14 protein-coding genes are annotated in these 19,052 nt (G+C 47.1%); 12 read left to right on the forward strand and 2 right to left on the reverse strand.

Going from position 1 to position 19,052, the window contains the following annotated elements:
- Position 1 precedes the first annotated feature (1 nt).
- Complete coding sequence (locus AB9P05_RS18945) at positions 2-844, forward strand: universal stress protein (protein WP_371910409.1); 843 nt, start codon at positions 2-4, stop codon at positions 842-844.
- 170 nt (positions 845-1,014) lie between these two features.
- Here the strand turns inward: AB9P05_RS18945 and AB9P05_RS18950 are convergent, their stop codons facing one another.
- Both AB9P05_RS18950 and AB9P05_RS18955 read right to left on the reverse strand, forming a co-directional pair.
- Positions 1,015-2,211, reverse strand: a complete 1,197-nt coding sequence (locus AB9P05_RS18950; RefSeq protein WP_371910410.1) for a VWA domain-containing protein — start codon at positions 2,209-2,211, stop codon at positions 1,015-1,017.
- Positions 2,212-2,259: 48 nt separating this feature from the next.
- On the reverse strand, positions 2,260-3,105 hold the full coding sequence (locus AB9P05_RS18955; protein ID WP_371910411.1) for an AAA family ATPase: 846 nt from the start codon (positions 3,103-3,105) through the stop codon (positions 2,260-2,262).
- A 332-nt stretch (positions 3,106-3,437) separates the two neighbouring features.
- Between AB9P05_RS18955 and AB9P05_RS18960 the strand changes: the two genes are divergently transcribed.
- From AB9P05_RS18960 to AB9P05_RS19010, 11 genes are all read left to right on the forward strand, one after another.
- Positions 3,438-5,111, forward strand: coding sequence for an OmpA family protein (locus AB9P05_RS18960; RefSeq protein WP_371910412.1), 1,674 nt, complete (start codon positions 3,438-3,440; stop codon positions 5,109-5,111).
- 161 nt (positions 5,112-5,272) lie between these two features.
- Positions 5,273-6,295, forward strand: coding sequence for a DNA polymerase III subunit delta (holA, locus tag AB9P05_RS18965; protein WP_371910413.1), 1,023 nt, complete (start codon positions 5,273-5,275; stop codon positions 6,293-6,295).
- Between the two features lie 868 nt (positions 6,296-7,163).
- A complete protein-coding gene (locus tag AB9P05_RS18970) occupies positions 7,164-9,986 on the forward strand; it encodes a PA14 domain-containing protein (RefSeq protein WP_371910414.1) in 2,823 nt (940 codons plus the stop codon).
- 393 nt (positions 9,987-10,379) lie between these two features.
- Positions 10,380-10,826, forward strand: coding sequence for an IS200/IS605 family transposase (tnpA, locus tag AB9P05_RS18975; RefSeq protein WP_371906921.1), 447 nt, complete (start codon positions 10,380-10,382; stop codon positions 10,824-10,826).
- Positions 10,827-11,040: 214 nt separating this feature from the next.
- Positions 11,041-14,103: a tetratricopeptide repeat protein gene (locus AB9P05_RS18980; RefSeq protein WP_371910415.1), complete on the forward strand. Its 3,063-nt coding sequence runs from the start codon at positions 11,041-11,043 to the stop codon at positions 14,101-14,103.
- Between the two features lie 7 nt (positions 14,104-14,110).
- Entirely contained in the window at positions 14,111-15,781 is a 1,671-nt protein-coding gene (locus tag AB9P05_RS18985; RefSeq protein ID WP_371910416.1) for a TonB-dependent receptor, read from the forward strand.
- Positions 15,782-15,975: 194 nt separating this feature from the next.
- Entirely contained in the window at positions 15,976-16,653 is a 678-nt protein-coding gene (locus AB9P05_RS18990; protein WP_371910417.1) for an SPOR domain-containing protein, read from the forward strand.
- Between the two features lie 2 nt (positions 16,654-16,655).
- Entirely contained in the window at positions 16,656-17,339 is a 684-nt protein-coding gene (locus AB9P05_RS18995; protein ID WP_371910418.1) for a MotA/TolQ/ExbB proton channel family protein, read from the forward strand.
- A gap of 1 nt (position 17,340) precedes the next feature.
- Complete coding sequence (locus AB9P05_RS19000; protein WP_371910419.1) at positions 17,341-17,733, forward strand: ExbD/TolR family protein; 393 nt, start codon at positions 17,341-17,343, stop codon at positions 17,731-17,733.
- Positions 17,734-17,808: 75 nt separating this feature from the next.
- Positions 17,809-18,171, forward strand: coding sequence for a hypothetical protein (locus AB9P05_RS19005; RefSeq protein ID WP_371910420.1), 363 nt, complete (start codon positions 17,809-17,811; stop codon positions 18,169-18,171).
- A gap of 2 nt (positions 18,172-18,173) precedes the next feature.
- Positions 18,174-19,052 (forward strand): hypothetical protein, encoded by an 879-nt coding sequence (locus AB9P05_RS19010; protein ID WP_371910421.1) that lies wholly within the window; start codon positions 18,174-18,176, stop codon positions 19,050-19,052.

Raw genomic sequence — 19,052 nt, forward strand, 5'->3', positions numbered from 1 at the left:
TATGAAAAGAATACTCGTCCCAGTGGATTTTTCCGAGGCCAGTCTGAATGCCCTCGAATTTGCCATAGAAGTAGCAAATCGCCAAAAGAGTGTTATTACCCTTCTGCATATTTTTACAGAATATGAGTACAACCGTCTGCTATATCAGGATCAGGATATTTCACAGCGTTTTGATGAGACCAAAGCTTTAATAGAGAGAAAGCTGGCTACGCTGGCAGAAGAGTCCCGCAAATCTGAAAGAGCTAACGGGCTGGCAGGTATTGAGTCCGTACTCAGGACAGGCGACCTGATAGGGGGCATAGCTGATTATGTAAAAGAAGAAAAGCAGAACCTCGTCATCATGGGTACCACCGGCGTTAGTGATGTCGTGGAGCAATACGTAGGTTCCAATACCGAGCGAGTCATTGAAGAGGTGGAATGCCCCGTTATCTGTGTCCCTCAGGGTATAGACAAGATAACTATTAAAAAAGTAGTATATGCTTCCGACTATAGCGAAGAAGATAAGATTGCGATTAACTTCCTTATAGCTTTTGCCCAGCCTTTTAATGCCGAAGTACACGTAGTACATGTCACAGATGAAGACAACCTGATAGAAAAAGCTGAGTATTCAGACTTCAAGGAAGAAATGAATGCCTTTCTCGATTATCCCTCTATCAGATACCACCTGGAGGTATTGGAAGAAGATACAGAAGTGGCCATTAACAACTTCATGCTCAAACATGATGGAGACCTTCTCATGTTGCTCCGTAAACACCAGAGTTTCTTTACCCGGCTGTTTACCAAGAGCATCACCAAACGCATGAGCTACTTTACAGATTACCCCTTACTTATCATGAAGTTATAGGCAGGAGAGAGGCGGACGCCCTTCGCGCCATACAGTACTAGTACTGTGTCTGCCTATAAGTGTGTCGTGAAGAGCAAGGCAATGATTTGGTGGGAAGAAGCAAATAGCAATCAGGCTTTTGCAGGGTATATATTGAAGCCATGGTACTTTTCCTGGCCGGTATATGCCTTTTAGTTGTCGACCGGGGCCGTAGCTGGTTTTTTCAGTGCGGCCACCGCTTCACCAAGCCCTTGGAGCGTAAGGGGAAACATACGTCCGTTCATCGACTTTTGTACGATACCAATAGATTCAGTGTACGGCCAGTACCCCTTGTCCTCAGGGTTCAGCCATACCGTATGAGGATAATGCTCCCGCAGTCTTTTAAGCCAGGCCAGCCCCGTTTCACGATTATAATGTTCCACGCTACCCCCCGGCGATAACAGTTCGAAAGGGGACATACTCGCATCCCCTACCATTATTACCCGGTAGTCGCTGTTAAACCGGTTAAAAAGCTCCTGTGTCGGAATTTTCTCGTCCCACCGCCGGCTATTATCCTTCCATACAGATTCGTACAGGCAATTATGAAAGTAATAGTGCTCCAGGTGCTTAAACTCATGTCTAGCGGCAGAGAATAGCCTTTCACATGCTAAAATATGATCATCCATACTGCCACCTATATCCAGGAGCAGCAGTATTTTGATATTGTTCTTTTTGGCAGGCACCATTTGGAGGTTAAGCAGGCCCCCGTCTTCCGAGGTTTTCCGTATTGTCCCTTTGACGTCCAGCTCTTCCGGCTTTCCCTCTCTTGTAAGTAAACGAAGGCGGCGAAGAGCCATCTTCAGATGTCGCGTGTCCATCTCTACTGTATCGTCCAGGTTGCGAAACTCCCGTTTGTCCCACACCTTTACCGCCCGGCGGTGGCGGCTTTCATGCTGGCCTATTCGTACACCCTCCGGATTATACCCATAAGCTCCGAAAGGAGACGTACCGCCGGTGCCTATCCATTTGCTGCCCCCCTGGTGCCGTTCCTTCTGTTCTTCCAGCAGTTCCTGCATTCGCTTCATCAACGCCTCCAGGCCACCCATACTGCTGATAAGCTTTTTCTCCTCCTCACCCAGAAACCGCTCAAACCGCTTTTCCAGCCACTCCGGTGGTATTTCCCTTTCTTCTTCCTTTATCTCAACACCCCCGAAGAACTGGCCGAAAAGCACATCAAACCGATCCAGATGCTCTTCATGCTTTACCATGACCGTACGGCACAGGTAGTAAAAAGCCTCCGTATCACGTGCAATGATGCCCTTATCCAGTGCCTCCAGCAAATCCAGGTACTCCCGTAGCGTCACCGGAAGCCCCTCCCTTTTCAGATAAAGAAAAAATGTTAGAAACAATTACTTTGTATTTGATTGTCAGTTAGTAATAAGGTGTTTGGGAAGCGGTTACATAAAGCGTCGCCCCCGGCCCGTGCTCAGGTGCACCAGTAGTTCGTGATCCTTTTCATTTTTTAGCAGTGCCCCTGCATAAGGAGGGAGGTCCGAGCCTGCAGCCACCTTTTCCAGTTCATCGGTAGTCACAGCTCCAGCCATCAATAGCCTCATCCAATCCAGCAGCTCACTTGTGCTGGGCTTTTTCTTTAGCCCCTGAACTTCTCTCAGTTCATAAAACACCCGCATGCTTTCGCCTATCAGTTTCTCCTCCAGGTCCGGGTAGTGCACATCAATTATTTCGCGCAGCGTAGCCTCATCAGGAAAGCGGATGTAGTGAAAGAAGCAACGCCTCAGAAAAGCGTCAGGAAGTTCCTTTTCGTTATTACTTGTGATGATTACCACCGGACGGTGTTTCGCGCATATGGTTTCTTTTGTCTCATAGCAATAGAACTCCATCCGGTCCAGCTCCTGCAGCAGGTCATTAGGAAACTCGATATCCGCTTTGTCTATCTCATCGATCAGCAACACAGCCTGTTCCTCACTGGCAAATGCCTCCCATACCTTCCCCTTTTTTATATACCGGGCGATATCCTCCACACCCTCTGTGCCGAGTTGAGAGTCTCGCAGGCGGCTCACCGCATCATATTCATAAAGGCCCTGCTGTGCGCTTGTCGTACTTTTTACATGCCACGTAAAGAGCGGCATTTCCAATGCACGGGCTATTTCAAAAGCAAGTAACGTCTTACCTGTACCAGGCTCTCCTTTAATCAATAAAGGTTTTTTGAGAGTTATGGCAGCATTTACCGCTACTTTCAGATCTTCTGAAGCTATATATCTGTCTGTTCCCTGAAATTTCATAATGCGAAATTAAGGAAAGGTGCCGGACATGCGAAATATGAAAGGTAATCGTTTGAAAACTATCGAAAACGCAAAGGCCCCGGATGGCGGGGCCTGCAAAAAATTTAGATGCTAGAATAAAGGAGCCAAAAAAATATTGTCTTTAGAGTCATATTAAGATAGTGATTATCAGTCAATAATCCAAATCAGATGCTAAAGATGAAAATTTGTATTATTTCTATTTATTGAGACAACACACATAATTTTTTCTAATTTGCCCGCTTTTAAGCTCACGGAAGAGCAACTACCTCTAAATTAAACTATTGAGGGGTAAAAATTGTATTGAGATCATTATGAGAAAACTGATTGGATTTTTTGTGGTGTTTACGTCATTGGCTTTTTCCGCTATGGCCCGTCAGTACGAAGGTCTGGCTACTGCCTACGGGGATAGCATTAATAGCGTGTATGACGAGCAGGCACCCGTATTTACACCAGATGGAAAGTCTGTTTATTTCACCCGCAGTAATCATCCCCAAAATATAGGAGGCGTAAAAGATAAGGGAGATATCTGGTATAGCCAGCTTCAGGCAGACGGCATCTGGTCCACTCCTGTACATGCTGGCAAACAACTGAACACCAGCGGATACAATGCCGTAGTGGGCTTCGGCCGCAATGGCAATACACTTTTTCTTCAAAACCTTTATGAAAACGGTCGTGGCGGGCGTCAGGGTGTATCTATAGCCACCCGCAGCGGAAACGGATGGAGTGACCCACGCCCCGTAGATATCCCTTATTTCTATAACAGAGCCCCCCACCAAAGTATGAGCCTCTCGCCTGATGGTACCGTTATGCTCATGGCAGTGGAGGCCCGGTTTAGTTATGGCGCCGAGGATATATATGTTAGTCTGCAAAGGCCGGGAGGTAAGTGGAGCGAACCTATTAACCTGGGACGTACCATCAATACCCGGTATCAGGAGATGACCCCCCACCTCGCTGCCGACAATAAAACCCTCTACTTCGCGAGTAATGGCCACGGAGGACTCGGCAGCCGCGACATATTTGTAAGTACCCGTCTGGATGATACCTGGAAGAACTGGTCTGAACCGAAAAACCTGGGCTCCTCTATCAATAGCCCCGGAGTTGAATTGTCCTACTTCGTTCCTGCTAACAGCGAGTACGCATATTTTACCACCACACAAAACAGTGATGGGTACGGTGATCTGCGCCGTATCAGACTTAGCCCCGAGTCAACAAGGCCGGAAGTAGCCTCCGAACCCGTAGTAGAGGTGGATACAGTAGCAACAGAGCCCGTGCTTGCAGTCGAAGAAGTGGAAGTAAATACCTCCATTATTGACAGCATCTCCCAACCCCGGCAGGATGAACCTGTGCTTGTGGAAGATGAGCCCGCAATGCCAGCAGAGTATACCTTTAGTGGCCGGGTTAATGATCAGCGGTCAGGCCAGGGAGTGGTAGCTTCTATCAGGGCTGTCAATTCGATGAGTAACGATACCCTTACCGTTAGTTCTGGCACAGAAGGTGCTTTCCGGTTTAGCCTTACCCCCGGTGAGACCTATACTATTAAAGCTTCCGCCAAGGGCTATCTTCCTAATGAGATAGAGATAGAAGCCACCGGCACAGGTGAAGAAGGCCCCATCGTAATAGAACTCGTGCCCCTGGAAATAGGAACTACCGTACAACTCGATAATATACTCTTTCGCCAGGGTACATCTGAAATGCTGGCAGGTAGTGAAAAAGACCTGAAGCAGGTACTGGAGGTACTGAATGAAAACCCGGGTCTACACATAGAACTCGCCGGCCATACAGACAACCGCGGTAGCGGTCGCCTGAATATTAAGCTGAGCCAGGCAAGAGTAGAAGCCGTAAAAGCTTATCTGGTGGAGCAAGGGATAGATAAAAAACGTATTGAAGGCGTAGGCTATGGCGGCACGCGCCCCATCGCCTCTAACGCAACAGAAGAGACACGCCGGCTTAACCGCAGGGTAGAGTTTACCATCACTGGAAAGTAGAAAAGACCTCATTTGATAATAACGCCAAAGGGCCGGGTGCTAAGCATCCGGCCCTTTTCCTTTTTTGACATCATCTATATGCCCGGCGAATTACATAGGACTGAGGATGGCTATTTCATTCAGATTTATAACTTTGAAGCGATAAATAAACCTGTCCCACAATGGCCGCTACCCCTGAGAGTGTTTTAAAAGATCTGAAAGCCGGGAAATACGCCCCTATCTACTTTTTGCAGGGTGATGAGCCCTTCTACATTGATCAGATAGCCCAGTACATTGAGAAAAATGCACTGGCAGAACACGAAAAAGGCTTTAACCAGGTAGTAGTATATGGTAAAGACGCTGACGTAAATACCATTCTCACACACGCCCGGCGGTTTCCCATGATGGCCGAACGCCAGGTAGTGATCGTCAAAGAAGCTCAGAATATCACTGACATTAATAGAGAAGGCGGCCAGAAACTTCTCGAAGCCTACGTAAAAAACCCCTTGCCATCCACCATTCTCGTACTAAGCTACAAGTACAAAAGCCTGGACAAGCGAAAGTCCCTGTCCAAAGCACTGGAAAAATTTGCGGTGGTGGTCTCCACCAAAAAAATGTATGACAACCAGGTGCCCGACTGGGTAAAAAAGTTTGTGAAGGAAAAAGGCCATACCATAACCGAAAAGGCCGCACATATGCTTAGCGAGTTTATCGGCAATAACCTGGAGCGCCTCAGCGGAGAGATAGAAAAGATTCTGCTGAACTTTAAGGAAAAATCAGAGATCACTGATGAACTGGTGCAGAAGTATGTAGGCATCAGTAAGGACTACAATGCTTTCGAGCTCCAAAAGGCCATTGCCGTCAGAGATACGCTTAAGGCCAACCGCATAGTGAACTACTTTTCGGCTAATCCAAAAGACAATCCCGCTATCCCTGTCATAGCACTTCTTTTCGCATTTTTCAGCAAGCTGCTTCTGGTCCATCATGCAAAAGACAAAAGCGACCGTAATCTTGCCAGTATACTAAAGATAAACCCCTATTTCGTAAAAGAATACCTTGCAGCCAGCCGCAACTACCCTGTAGGGAAGGTCATAGAGAACGTAGGCCATATCAGACAGGCAGACTTGCGGGCCAAGGGCGTGGAGGGAGGTGCCTACTCTGACGGCGAGCTTTTGAAGGAGCTCGTTTTCCGCCTGACCCACTGAGAGTTCGTTTTCTTTTTTATCTTTTTTTCAGTCTTTCATGTAGGATTTGTTCCGGGCGGGTAATTTTTTTATCAATTCATCCCTCTACTTTAAACTTCTGAGGATGTGTTATTTACTCATTTTGAAAACGATTCACTCAAATTGAGAGACTTTTTTCAGGAAACTCGATCCCATTTCCACATTTATTACCAATCCATCACATGGTGTAACATTAGTTGAGTCAAACTAGTCATAGATAAAGTTATATTTATATGGTCTGTTTGCCCTAATTTTGGCCTTTCAATAACGTTTTTATTCAATTCTCATATTTCGTTCTTTATTTTTTTATTTAAAAAAAGGCAAAAACATTACATGAGAATTTACCCCATGCCAAAATCCCTGTTACAACGATAAAAATTATCAAAAATCCACCCCGATTTTCCTGTTTTGAGAAGGTCAACTGCCAGACAGACAGGCCAAAGCGTAACTTAATAAATTCACATGCCTAAAACCGAAATAATATTTCGATATATGAAGGTTGCAAACGAATGATGAAATTTTCATCTGTTAGTTATTGAAATATTATTCTGTTTGAGCTTGGATGTTACTCCCTGCTTACTGGCGAAAGCGTATTTTGACTTAAAGTGAATGTTGAAATAGTGCAAAAAAAATCTAAAGGTATATTTCCAATACTTTCAAAATGAGGAATAGCGAAAACCTATCCAGAAGATGTCAAGCTTTGATTTTTTTATGGTGGGAGTAAGTAAAACCCTGTTTCTGCCCTTTTACGATAAATTATTTCAGTTCAATTTTGTTGATATCAGAAAGGAAACCAGGTGTGTTCGAATGGTTTCCAGTTGAGTTAAGAGTTAATAACGAATAACGGGATATGAAAAAGTTGATTTGTGTAGTTGCGTTGTTGTTCCTGGGATATGGGATGGCCTTTGCGCAGACGGCAGGCGGACAGCGCGCAGTACCCAAAGGGACCACCTCGTTGAACTACGGGTTCTACGAATACCTTCCAGCTGATTACGACCCTAATAGTGGTAAGAAGTACCCGGTAATGATCTTCCTTCACGGACTTGGTGAAAGAGGTAACGGTACCACAGAACTAAGTAAAGTAACCTATAACGGACCTCCGAACCTTGCACAAAAAGGTTGGGATTTCCCTTTTATCATTATTTCACCTCAGTTACCCGGTTCACAAGGTGGATGGTGGGGCGGCATTACCGACGAGGTTGTGAACTATGTATATGCTCACTACCCCGTCGATCGCTCACGCCTATACGTAACCGGCCTTAGCCTGGGTGGTAATGGTACCTATATATATGCTTCCAGTTTTCCTGAAAAGGTGGCTGCTGCAGTTCCAGTGGCTGCGTGGGGCCCCACTCACAATGCCTGTAATATGAAAGACATCCCTACCTGGGCCTTTCATGGAGATAAGGACTGGACGATTAATATAGACAGAGGCCAGGCCATGGTCAACGCCATCAACAACTGTGGTGGTAATGCCAAATTCACCATCTACCCCGGTGTAGGGCACAATTCCTGGACCAGAACTTATGATAAGAGTGCGGGACACGATGTGTATAGCTGGCTCATGCAGCATTCCAGAGGAGCTACTACACAGCCTGTGAACTATCCGCCAACTGTGAATGCAGGAGCAGATAAGTCTATGACCCTTCCCAGTAACAGTGTTACACTATATGGTAACGGCAATGATAATGATGGGTATGTAGCTTCTTATCAGTGGACAAAAGTAAGCGGCCCATCGGCAACAATGTCAGGTGCCGGTTCTAAGAACCTTTCCCTCTCTAACCTGCAGGCAGGTACCTACACTTTCCAGCTTACTGCTACAGATGATGACGGTGCCAAAGCATCAGATAAAGTTAATGTCAATGTAGCCGACGAGCCTACATATACTCCTCCTTCTTCAGGAAGCGGGCTGGCCTATAAATATTATGAAGGTCTATGGGATTTCATCCCCAACACCTCAGGGCTTACCCCTAAGAAGACAGGTGAAGTCGCTAACATCACCATGGCTATGCGTAACCGGGATAATGCATTCCTGCTTACCTTCGACGGGGCCATTAACATTCCTACAGCAGGCACTTATACCTTCTTTGTGAATTCTGATGATGCCTCTAACCTTTACATTGATGGCAAAAGAGTGGTGGACAATGACGGGCTGCATTCACCACAGGAAAGAAGCGGACAGGTTTACCTTTCTGCCGGAGCACATGACTTTTCACTGCACTACTATGAGCACTATGGCAGCGAAATCCTTGAGGCTCGCTGGAAAGGGCCTGGTATCAGCAAACAACTGATCCCGGACTCTGCCTTCGGTGGCAGCAGCTCATCAGATCCTGAGCCTTCCGATCCAACTCCAGCTCCAGCTCCTACCGGAACCGGTGTTGACTATAAAGTATATAAAGGTAACTGGGAGTGGATGCCCAACTTCGGAGCCCTTAGCCCTACTAAAACCGGAAACACGTCCAACTTCAACATCAGCGTTGCAGGACTGGATACGAACTTCGGAATAGATTTCACAGGTAGCATTACAGTACCCGCAGCAGGAACCTACACCTTCTATACTGCTTCTGATGATGGCTCTAAGCTCTACATCAATGGCTCACAGGTTGTAAACAACGATGGCCTTCATGCTGAGCAGGAAAAGAACGGGTCCGTTTACCTTGCCAAGGGAACACACACCATACGTGTAAGTTACTTCGAGCAGTATGGTGGCGAAGTGCTGAAAGTAAAATGGGCAGGCCCCGGTATCAGCAAGCAGGTTATACCTAACAGTGTTCTCGGTGATGGTTCAGGTTCTTCCGCACCTGCTCCTTCAGATCCTGATCCCGGATACACCTCATCAGGTAAAAAGCTGATGCTCAATTTCAATCACTATCAGCCTGCTTCAGGTGAAGGTTGGAACAGCCTTTCTGGTGATCCTCGTTCTACCACCAATTACAGTGGATTCGATTGGAATGACGGTGCCTCCAGCAACGTTTCTGTAACCCTTGCCGATGCGTGGGGTGGTGCTAACGAATTCGGTATGGTAACCGGTGATGATAGCGGCGTGCTTCCTGATGATGTAATGAAGACCTCATTCTGGGTGAGCGATAATAATGCTCACATAGTAACGGTAAAAGGACTTGATCCTGATAAAGTATATGACTTCACCTTCTTCGGAAGCCGCAACGGATCAGGCAACAGAACGACAGATTACGCCATAAGCGGAACCACAGTTTCACTGGATGCCTCTTACAATAGCAGCGAGACAGTAAACATCTCATCTGTGAAGCCCGATCAGTATGGCAATGTAAAGGTTACCGTGACCAAACAAAGCGGAGCCAGCTATGGCTACCTTAACGCCATGATCATTGAAGAGCTTAGCTCTACTATAAGCAGCGCTTACGAGATCGCTTCAGACCTGGAGAGCGAAGGAGCTTACTCCAAGGCCTTCGGCGCCGAACTTACTGCCTACCCTAACCCTTTCACAGAATATGTTACGGTAGAGGTTTCCCAGGCAAGTGGTTCAGTAACTGCCACTGTGACAGACCTTAACGGTCGCCAGGTTATGAGCCGCATATTTGACGGTTCCACTGCCAGGCTCGATCTTAGCGGAAATACATTTGCTGCCGGTACCTATCTGCTTACCGTAAGCGATCAGGCCGGATACAAAGAAACCATGAGAATTATTAAAGAATAATCTCAGGCACTGATAAACGTAAAGCCCGGGAGCACCAAGCTACCGGGCTTTTTTTATGGCTTACCCTCAGGTTAAATCAGCTACTATACCTGTAAGACCAACCTGTTTCTACCTCATAATGCACCTCCTGCTTATTGTATTTTTCCCCTAATCCTGCTGATATATATCCTATAGAGATCCTATAGTGATCCCATAGTCATCCTATAGTCAGACTGTGGATATCCTCTGCTTACCATTATTGCACTATTCAGGGCTTTTCCGTCAGTAATATACGGCAGCACTTAGGTAAGTGCGATGCAATAGACAGCTTGCAAACTTTATTAATCGAATTAAAACCACCGTCTTAGACGGTGGTCATGTTTGAGGGCTATGCCAGTAGGGGTATATTGTGGAATGAGCAAGTATCGTAAGCTATCGCATAGCTTTTACTATTGTGTCTATCATGTAGTATGGACCCCGAAGTACCGCCACCGTATACTTCGTGATATTGTTGCAGATACGTTGGAGAATAAGATAAAGACGATATGTGAATGGAAGGAGGTCAAGGTAGAAGAGTTGAACATTCAGCCAGATCACGTTCATTTGGTATGTAGTATACCTCCGAAACTTAGTGTATCAGACTTCATGGGTATTCTCAAGGGTAAGACAGCGATCATGATGTTTAAGAACTTCAAGAGTCTTCGCAGAAAACCCTATTGGGGCAATCATTTTTGGTCACGAGGCTATTTTGTAAGTACGGTAGGCATAGATGAAGAAAAGATAAAGCGGTATGTTAAGTATCAGGAGAAGGAAGATAAGAAAGAGGATGGGGATATAGATATCCCGCTATTCGATAACTGACTATCCCCCTTTGGGGGTAATAACCATTGAAAACCCCCTCCTTTGGTGGGGGTAATTTATTTATCATCCATCTCCGCTAGATACTTGCAAGCTGCCTTTCCTTTTATAATTTTGAATTTTATGTACAGGTAGTGGCCGTGCAGGATAATCCTGTAAAACGGGCAATAATCCGGCCTCTGCATCAGTTAATCCTCAAAATGAAGGTATCAAGCCTATGACCCGATATTTTTTAGTTTGCATGGTGTCTACAGCCCTTTTTCTGTGTAGTACCATGCATGGGGCCCTAGCCCAAAACCCGGTAAGCCAGACCGAGGAAGACAGGTACTATGAGATGGGGCTCGACCTCCTCGACAAAGATCAGTTTGGCGCCGCCAGGCAGGCATTCGAAAAATACATTCAAAACGCCGATAACCGGCTTAAAAAAGCAGAAGCCCAGTACTATATTGCCTACACCAGTATCGTCCTTGGGCACAATGATGGTGAAGTTCTGCTGGAGCGTTTTCTGGACGAGTATCCTGACCATCCCCGTGTTATAACAGCCTATTACGATCTGGGTAACTACTATTATAAAAACAATGAATTCGTTAAGGCTGCAGAGGCTTTGTCAAAAACCGATGTAGATGCCCTACCCAGAGATAAGCGATACGAAGCCAGGTTTATGCTGGGCTATGCCAGTTTCGCCCGTCGCGACTTCGATACTGCCTTACAGCAATTTGATCGTCTTAAGACCCAGGATGGGGCATATAAAAGTGCTGCAAGCTACTATGCAGGCTATATTCATTACCGCAACGGAAATTACGATAAAGCACTGGCAGACCTCACCCGGGCCGGACAGGACCCAGCCTACCAGACCGTCGTACCCTACATGATTGCCAATGTCTACTACAGTCAGCGCAGGTATGACGAACTCATTGCCTACACTGAGCCCATGCTGCAGTCACAGAACCTCAAGAACCGTTCGGATATTCTTCTGCTTACAGCAGAGGCATACTTTATGAAAGAGCAGTATGAAAAAGCCTCTACCTATTTTGATGAGTACCGCTCCGGCATAAGTGGCAGACCGGCCGATAATGTCCTTTACAGAATGGCCTTTACTCAGTATGCCACCGGCCAGAATGATAAAGCCATTAAAAACTTTGAAGTAGTTGCCCTCAAAGACGATTCCCTTGGTCAGTATGCAAGCTACTACCTCGGCGACCTATACCTTGAGCAAGGCAATAAAGAGTATGCCGTTACCGCTTTTCAAAAGGCTCATGCCGCTGCTCACGATGCCCGTATCTCCCAGGAGGCCCTCTTTCAGGAAGCTAAGGTCCTGCTTGACCTAGCCCGCTATAGTACAGCTATTGACAGACTGCAAGCCTATACCAGCCGTTACCCTCAGGGCAGACATAGAACAGAGGCGGCAGAATTATTAGGCGAGGCTTATCTTTATACTAATAATTATGATCAGGCCATAGCCTACCTTGAGTCCCTCGATCTTAATTCACCCAGGCTTCGAAAAGCCTATCAGAAAGTAACATACCTCAAAGCCTCCGAGCTTTTTAATGCAGGTAAGTTTGCCAATGCCGTGGCCATGTGGGATAAGTCAGCCAATTACCCGGAAGATAAGAACCTCCTAGGAAGAGCCCGGTTCTGGCAGGGTGAAGCCTTCTCCATAGGACGTAAATACCCCGAGGCCATAAACGCATATGGTGCCGTGTTCCGCAATGCGGATCCGAATACCGAAGCCTTTCTAAGAAGCCGGTACGGCATAGGCTACGCATATTACAATACCAAGCAGTATGACCGCGCCATGCCCCATTTCAGGCAGTTCGTAGCCGAAGCAGACCCTGGAAGTCCCTACTATGCGGATGCACTGATGCGCCTTGGTGATACCTATTATATCGCCAAGCAATATGGACAGGCCCAGGACGCCTACAACAGAAGCCTTAAGTCAGGCAGCCAGGAAGGGGGCTACGTACTCTATCAGCAGGGAGTTGTTTACGGCCTGCAGGGAAAGGCCGATCAGGCCGTAGCCACACTTTCAAGAGCTGTTGAAGAATACCCCAACAGCCCCTATGCGGATGATGCCATGTTCGAGAAAGCACGGATACAGTTTGAGGAAAGCAACTACTCTGCAGCCGTTAATGGCTTCAGCACCCTTATCAGTCGCTTTCCCCAGAGTGAATATGTTCCCTTTGCTTTATTGAGAAGAGGCCTCAGTAATAATAACCTCGGTAACACCCAGCGTACAGAGGAAGATTATAAGCGAATACTGGAAAGCTATACCAGCCATGAGGTAGCACAAAGCGCCCTGCTTGGCTTGCAGGAAGTGCTCAACCGGCAGAGCAGGGGAGGAGAGGCTGACCGCTATGTAGCTATGTATAAGAAGGCTAACCCCGGTGACCAGGCCCTTGAAACCATCGAGTTCGAGGCAGCAAGGACCACCTACTTTTCTAAAAATTACGATCAGGCCATCAACAGCCTCAAAGAGTATCTGCGCTCATATCCTTCCAGCCCCTATACCGCTGAGGCAAAGTTCTACCTGGCCGAATCATATTATCAGACCGGCCGGCCTGGTGAAGCCATCAAATATTACCAGCAGGTTAGCCGTACCAGCGGCACATTTGCAAACCGCAGCTTACGCCGCATAGCCGATATCGGTTCCGCTGAGGGCCAGTATGCAGAGGCCATACCAGCCCTGCGTAGCCTGGCGAATAATGCCCGTAATATAAAAGAAAAATACACGGCATGGTCCGGCCTTGTCAGGGCCTACTATTCTGTACAGAAGTACGATTCCGTCTCCTACTATGCCCGCCTTATCATCGATAAAGGAAATGTGGATGCCAATGCCCAGAACCTCGGATACCTTTACCTTGGTAAGGCAGCAATGGCACAAAATAAGTACGACCAGGCCACTGACCATTTCCTCAATACCATGAATACCGCTGTGGATGCCTACAGTGCAGAGGCACAATACAGGCTGGCGGAGATCCAGTATCGGCAAAACAAATACGAGCAGAGTATCCAGACCCTTTATGACCTCAGTGAGCGCTTTGGTGCCTATGAGGAGTGGATCGGTAAAGCCTTCCTCCTTATTGCCGACAACTTTTTGGCCCTCGATAATATCTTCCAGGCCAAGGCCACCCTCAATTCCATAGTAGAGAACAGCCCTGACCAAAACGTTGTAAAACAGGCCAAAGCCAAACTGACTTTGATAGAGGAAAAGGAAGAAACCATAAGACAGCAGCAAAACCAGACCGACACCACAGGTGGCTATGAGGTCATCGAAAACTAATATACGCATGAAGAAATTAGCCATAACCGGGTTGCTGGTCTTGTGCACCGGCATCACTTTTGCCCAAAAACAAGGTAATGAAAGCTGGGAGGAAGAAAACCTCGAGCTGGAAGACACCAAAGTGGTGATTGAAAAAGAGAAAGAGCTTGAGCTACCCCTGGCAAACAGGCCCTTTAATAAAATCCCCCCCCAGCCTGTAAGTCAGGAGGGCGTGGAAGACCTTCAGTATGAAGTCCAGCGCATCCCCTTCCAGGGCAAGATTCTCGAGCCCCGCGTAAGGGTACTAAAGATAAAAGAAGAAAGCCCCGTGGAGCCTTACCGCAACCACGTTAAGGGCGGGCTTGGTAATTACGCCACAGCTTATTTTGAAGGCTTCTTTAACAGCAAGCGCCACCCGGATTATCAGTTAGGAGCCCGTGTAAGGCACCTCTCCAGCGGCAGAGGACCTGTAGACCGGAACAATAGCGCCACCGCCTCTTCAGGCGTAGGGCTGGAAGGGAAGTTTTTTACCCGTGAGGCTGTTTTTGATGGTACCGCTGCTTACTCACGCGACCGCCACTACTTTTACGGGTATGATCCTGCCCTCGAGATTGAAGACCGCGACAGCATCAGGCAGGTGTTTAATTTCTATGAAGTATCAGCCGGAATCGGCAGAAATCAGCCCGACAGTCGCTTTACCTATAATGGCCGTGTAGGCTTCTCCATGCTCGATAACCAGTATGATGCACGCGAGAACTCCTTCAACTTCAACCTGCACACCGCATATGAGATAAATGACGAAGTGGATGCCATGCTCGATAGCGACCTCTGGCTCAGCGATAAAGAAGATGTAGGGGATATAAGCCGGTACCTTTTTCGGTTAAGCCCCGTCGTAAAGTTCAAAGTACAGGACGCCCTCTTCGTTCATGCCGGTTTCAAAGCTGTATATGAAAACGATACCATCGAAAATGCCGATCAGCTACACCTGTTTCCAAACCTGCAGGCCACATACTATCTCACCCCCGATTTCATAGCCTATGCAGGCATTGGCGGAGATGTGGAAAAACGAACCCTGCGTAGCCTCACCAATGAAAACCCATGGGTAAAGCAAGGCCTTCCTGTGTTTCACACCATCAATACCTTTGACCTCAGTGCAGGGGTAAGAGGCAAGCTCCTTAACAGGGTGGGTTTTCATACCGGCTTTTCACTCGGAGCCTATAAAAATCCCGGCTTCTTCGTAAATTCAGAAGAGGACTCCACGCGCTTCGACCTCGTATATGAAACCGATAATATGACGCGGTTCAATTACTTTGGTGAAGTGACCTACAGTGCTGGTGAAACCTTCCGTACCACCCTGCGCGGTGATTATTATGCCTACAGCGTAGATAACCTTGGCGAGGCCTGGCACAGACCAACCTACCGGTTTAACTGGCTTGGCCGGTATAACCTCTTTGAGAAAATCATATTCCAGGCAGACCTTAATCTGCTTGGTGGCATCAACACCCTTAACCTTGCGAATGAAACACGGGAGGAGCTTGACCCTATTGCCGATCTTTCGTTTCGTACCGAGTATATTTTTTCAGATCAGGCCACAGCCTTTATCCGACTCAATAACATCATAGGCGGTGAGTATGAGCGCTATCGTAACTACCCCGTAAGAGGTTTTCAGGTTATGCTCGGTGCCTCATATTCCTTCTGATAAGGTAAATTATTGCCCTGGCAAATTATTCTTTGAATTGTGAAATAATTTTATGCTATTTTGCGCGATTATTGAGCTAAAACATACAGCAACTGCATAAAACGCTGTTTTGTCACATGTTATTTTGTCCTTACCTTTAGGCATTGAGCATGTAGGCGAATTACTGCTATTTACCTAATCCTAAATCGGTAAAAATGAGTACCAGAGATCACGAAAACGAAGAGGATTTCGACAACGGCCGTGAGCACAAACACGAAGACGATGACTTCGGTCTGCCTGAAGTAGAGTACGATCAGGTAAGGGATGAAGATGAGTACCATGAGCAAACGGAAGACGAGCACTACGTGGCCGCTACCAAAAGGCCTCAGATCACCCGTGAACGCAGGGAAGAGAAGAGTAGCTCCGCCGCGCCGCTTATTATAGTCCTTATTCTGCTACTCATTGCAGTAGGAGGGGGGGTATGGTGGTTTTTCCTCAGAGAGAAAACACCCGAACCTGTAAAAGAAGTGGCTGAAGAAACCACTACAACAGAGCCCGAACCTGTCGAAGAAGACTTTAGCAGTGGGTATGAGGAAGAAGAAACTTTTGAAGAAGAGCCCGCCCAGCCTGCACAAGGACAGATACAGAGCCTTTCCAGCCGTACCGGCCGCTATTATGTTGTCGTTAATAGCTTCTTTGACGGGGACATGGCCAAGGATTATGCGCAAAAGCTTTCCAATGATGGCATAAATGTTAGCATAATACTTCCTTCCGGTAAAAATAAATTCCACCGGGTAGCCGTTGAAGACTTTGATTCCTATGCTGCCGCTGTTGATAGGGCAGAGGAACTCAAAGCGACCTACGGAAATGAAACCTGGGCGGTAAGATACTAAGTATGAATTTATTGCAAATCTCTACTTCTGCCGTGGCTGACTCCACCGCGGCAGGAGGTACCCAAGAGTCAATGTCTGTACTCGATATTCTGTTTAAGGGCGGATTCTGGATGATCCCCCTTATACTGCTATCCATCGCAGCCGTTTACATTTTTGTGGAGCGACTTATGACCCTGCGTAAGGCCAGCAGACATCCCGAGGCCTTTATGGAAAAGATCCGTACCCTTGTCGTGCAGGGAGACGTACAGGGAGCAAAAATGCTCTGTAACGAAACCGATACCCCCGTGGCCAAGATGATTGGAAAAGGAATCAACCGCATAGGTAGCCCACTTAAAACCATTGAGGTAGCCATAGAAAATGTCGGACGCATCGAGCTGTATAAGCTTGAGAAGAACCTGAACATTCTGGCTACTATTTCCGGTGCCGCGCCTATGATCGGTTTCCTTGGTACCGTAACCGGTATGATACAGGCATTTATTGCCATTGCACAGGAAGAAGGGTCAGTAAGCCCTAAGCTACTTTCCGGTGGTATTTATGAAGCAATGATCACCACCGCTGCAGGTCTTTTTGTGGGGATTATCGCCTATCTTGGCTACAACTACCTGGTATCACAGGTGTCCAAGGTGGTGCACAAGATGGAGTACAATACCATTGAGTTTATAGACCTATTACAGGAACCAAGGTAATATGCCCTTAAAGTCAAAACATAAGGTCGAAGCATCATTCAGTATGTCAGGTATGACAGACGTCATCTTTCTGCTGCTGATATTTTTTATGCTTACCAGCTCGTTCATCACCCCATCCGGGTTGCCCGTAAATCTGCCTACCAGCCGTAACTCTACGATTGTAATGCAGAAGGTAACAGTCACCATCACGAAAGACCTGGATTACCTCGTGAATGATCGCAGGGTAGCCTATAGCAGCCTGGAAACAGAACTTAAGCAAGAGCTGAGCGGAGCCGATGAAGGAGTCGTTGTTTTGCACGTAGATAAATCCGTTCCTACCGAACACCTCGTAAATGTGGCAAGTATTGCTGCAGGTCTTAAAGCCAGAGTATCATTGGCCACCAAGCCCAATTAAGCGGCATGCATCTTGCCATTATTTATTCAGGTTTTTGTATATTAATAAACAAGCCTGTATAGCCCGGTACTTAACATGAGAAAGCAAAACATCTACATATTAGCTGTAGGCGTAGCATTAGCCATTTTGCTTGTGTTTTTCTGGAGAAACCCCGAAAACCCCGTGTCTGCTGCCCAAAGCAATCAATTGGAAAATGTAAATAAAGCGCTCAAAACTCAGCAGGAGATTCACATCCGGCTTACCTCTGATAAATTACTCCTCAACAACAGGCCTGTAGACCTGGCCTCGCTTGGTACAGAAATGAAACAAATCACCGAAACAGGTGAATACGGAGACGTGTTAATACATATATCGGCTGCCACACCTTCAGCAAAACTTGAAGAGATAAGCCGTTTAATGCAGAGTCTCCAAACTGATTATCGTGTGGAAAAAAAATGATAATGGATACAAGAGAAGAAATACAGGAAAAGAAAGCTAAGCGCACAGGACTGGTCATTGCTATCAGTATCCATGCGGTACTGGCCCTCCTGTTCTTCTTTTTGATAGCCTGGCGTGAGCCGGATCCACCACTGCCTGAGTATGGCTTTGAGTTGGTAGGCCTTGATGCAGAAGGCGGGGGAGATCTGGAGCAGACCCAGCCTGCCCAGGAAGAGTCCGAGCCAATGGACGAATCTGCACCCGAGGAGCCCAATGAAACGGCTCAGCCTGAGGAAGTAACTGAGCCCGAGGTGGAAGAATCCACTCCCGAACCAGTAGAGGAAACCATAGAGGAGCCGGTAGAAGAGGCTAAAACCATTGAGACTGAATCTCCCGATGTAAGAGAGGAAAAGCCGAAGCCCAAACCCGTAGAAGAGACCCCCAAGCCTAAAACGGAGGAAAAGAAGTCACAGCCCGCAGAAAAGACCGAGAACACCACCGAAACCACTGCTAAAAGCGGTAATAAGGAAAGTGGAAAGTCTTCTTCAGATACAGGCAGTAAGCCTTCTGTAGATGAGCGGGGGCTGTACAAAGGCCCCTCAAAGGGACCTGGTAGTGCGGCTAAGGGCGATTTTGAAGGAGGTAGCTATGAAGGCTTCGAAGGCTTTGCCGTCCCCGATTTTGAATATGTGGATGAAAAGCAGGAATTTGGCACCATGAAGTTCGAAATCAAAATCGATGCCTATGGGTATGTCGAAAGCGTGCGCGTATTGCAGTCCGATTTTCGTCCCGAGATCCGTCTTAAATATGAGCGCTTCCTCAGAGACCTTAAATTCGACCCTAAGAACAACAACCTGCCCGGTGCCACCGGTACCGTTACATACGTGATCAAAGCCAGGTAA

It is taken from the genome of Roseivirga sp. BDSF3-8 (assembly GCF_041449215.1).
Lineage (GTDB): Bacteria > Bacteroidota > Bacteroidia > Cytophagales > Cyclobacteriaceae > JBGNFV01.

Bases quoted from the DNA above. Each gene is read 5' to 3' on its own strand.
- AB9P05_RS18945 (WP_371910409.1), top strand. From the start codon at position 2: ATGAAAAGAATACTCGTCCCAGTGGATTTTTCCGAGGCCAGTCTGAAT.
- AB9P05_RS19000 (WP_371910419.1), top strand. From the start codon at position 17,341: ATGCCCTTAAAGTCAAAACATAAGGTCGAAGCATCATTCAGTATGTCA.
- AB9P05_RS18970 (WP_371910414.1), top strand. From the start codon at position 7,164: ATGAAAAAGTTGATTTGTGTAGTTGCGTTGTTGTTCCTGGGATATGGG.
- tnpA (WP_371906921.1), top strand. From the start codon at position 10,380: ATGAGCAAGTATCGTAAGCTATCGCATAGCTTTTACTATTGTGTCTAT.
- holA (WP_371910413.1), top strand. From the start codon at position 5,273: ATGGCCGCTACCCCTGAGAGTGTTTTAAAAGATCTGAAAGCCGGGAAA.
- AB9P05_RS18980 (WP_371910415.1), top strand. From the start codon at position 11,041: ATGACCCGATATTTTTTAGTTTGCATGGTGTCTACAGCCCTTTTTCTG.
- AB9P05_RS18985 (WP_371910416.1), top strand. From the start codon at position 14,111: ATGAAGAAATTAGCCATAACCGGGTTGCTGGTCTTGTGCACCGGCATC.
- AB9P05_RS18995 (WP_371910418.1), top strand. From the start codon at position 16,656: ATGAATTTATTGCAAATCTCTACTTCTGCCGTGGCTGACTCCACCGCG.
- AB9P05_RS19005 (WP_371910420.1), top strand. From the start codon at position 17,809: ATGAGAAAGCAAAACATCTACATATTAGCTGTAGGCGTAGCATTAGCC.
- AB9P05_RS18955 (WP_371910411.1), bottom strand. From the start codon at position 3,105: ATGAAATTTCAGGGAACAGACAGATATATAGCTTCAGAAGATCTGAAA.
- AB9P05_RS19010 (WP_371910421.1), top strand. From the start codon at position 18,174: ATGGATACAAGAGAAGAAATACAGGAAAAGAAAGCTAAGCGCACAGGA.
- AB9P05_RS18960 (WP_371910412.1), top strand. From the start codon at position 3,438: ATGAGAAAACTGATTGGATTTTTTGTGGTGTTTACGTCATTGGCTTTT.
- AB9P05_RS18990 (WP_371910417.1), top strand. From the start codon at position 15,976: ATGAGTACCAGAGATCACGAAAACGAAGAGGATTTCGACAACGGCCGT.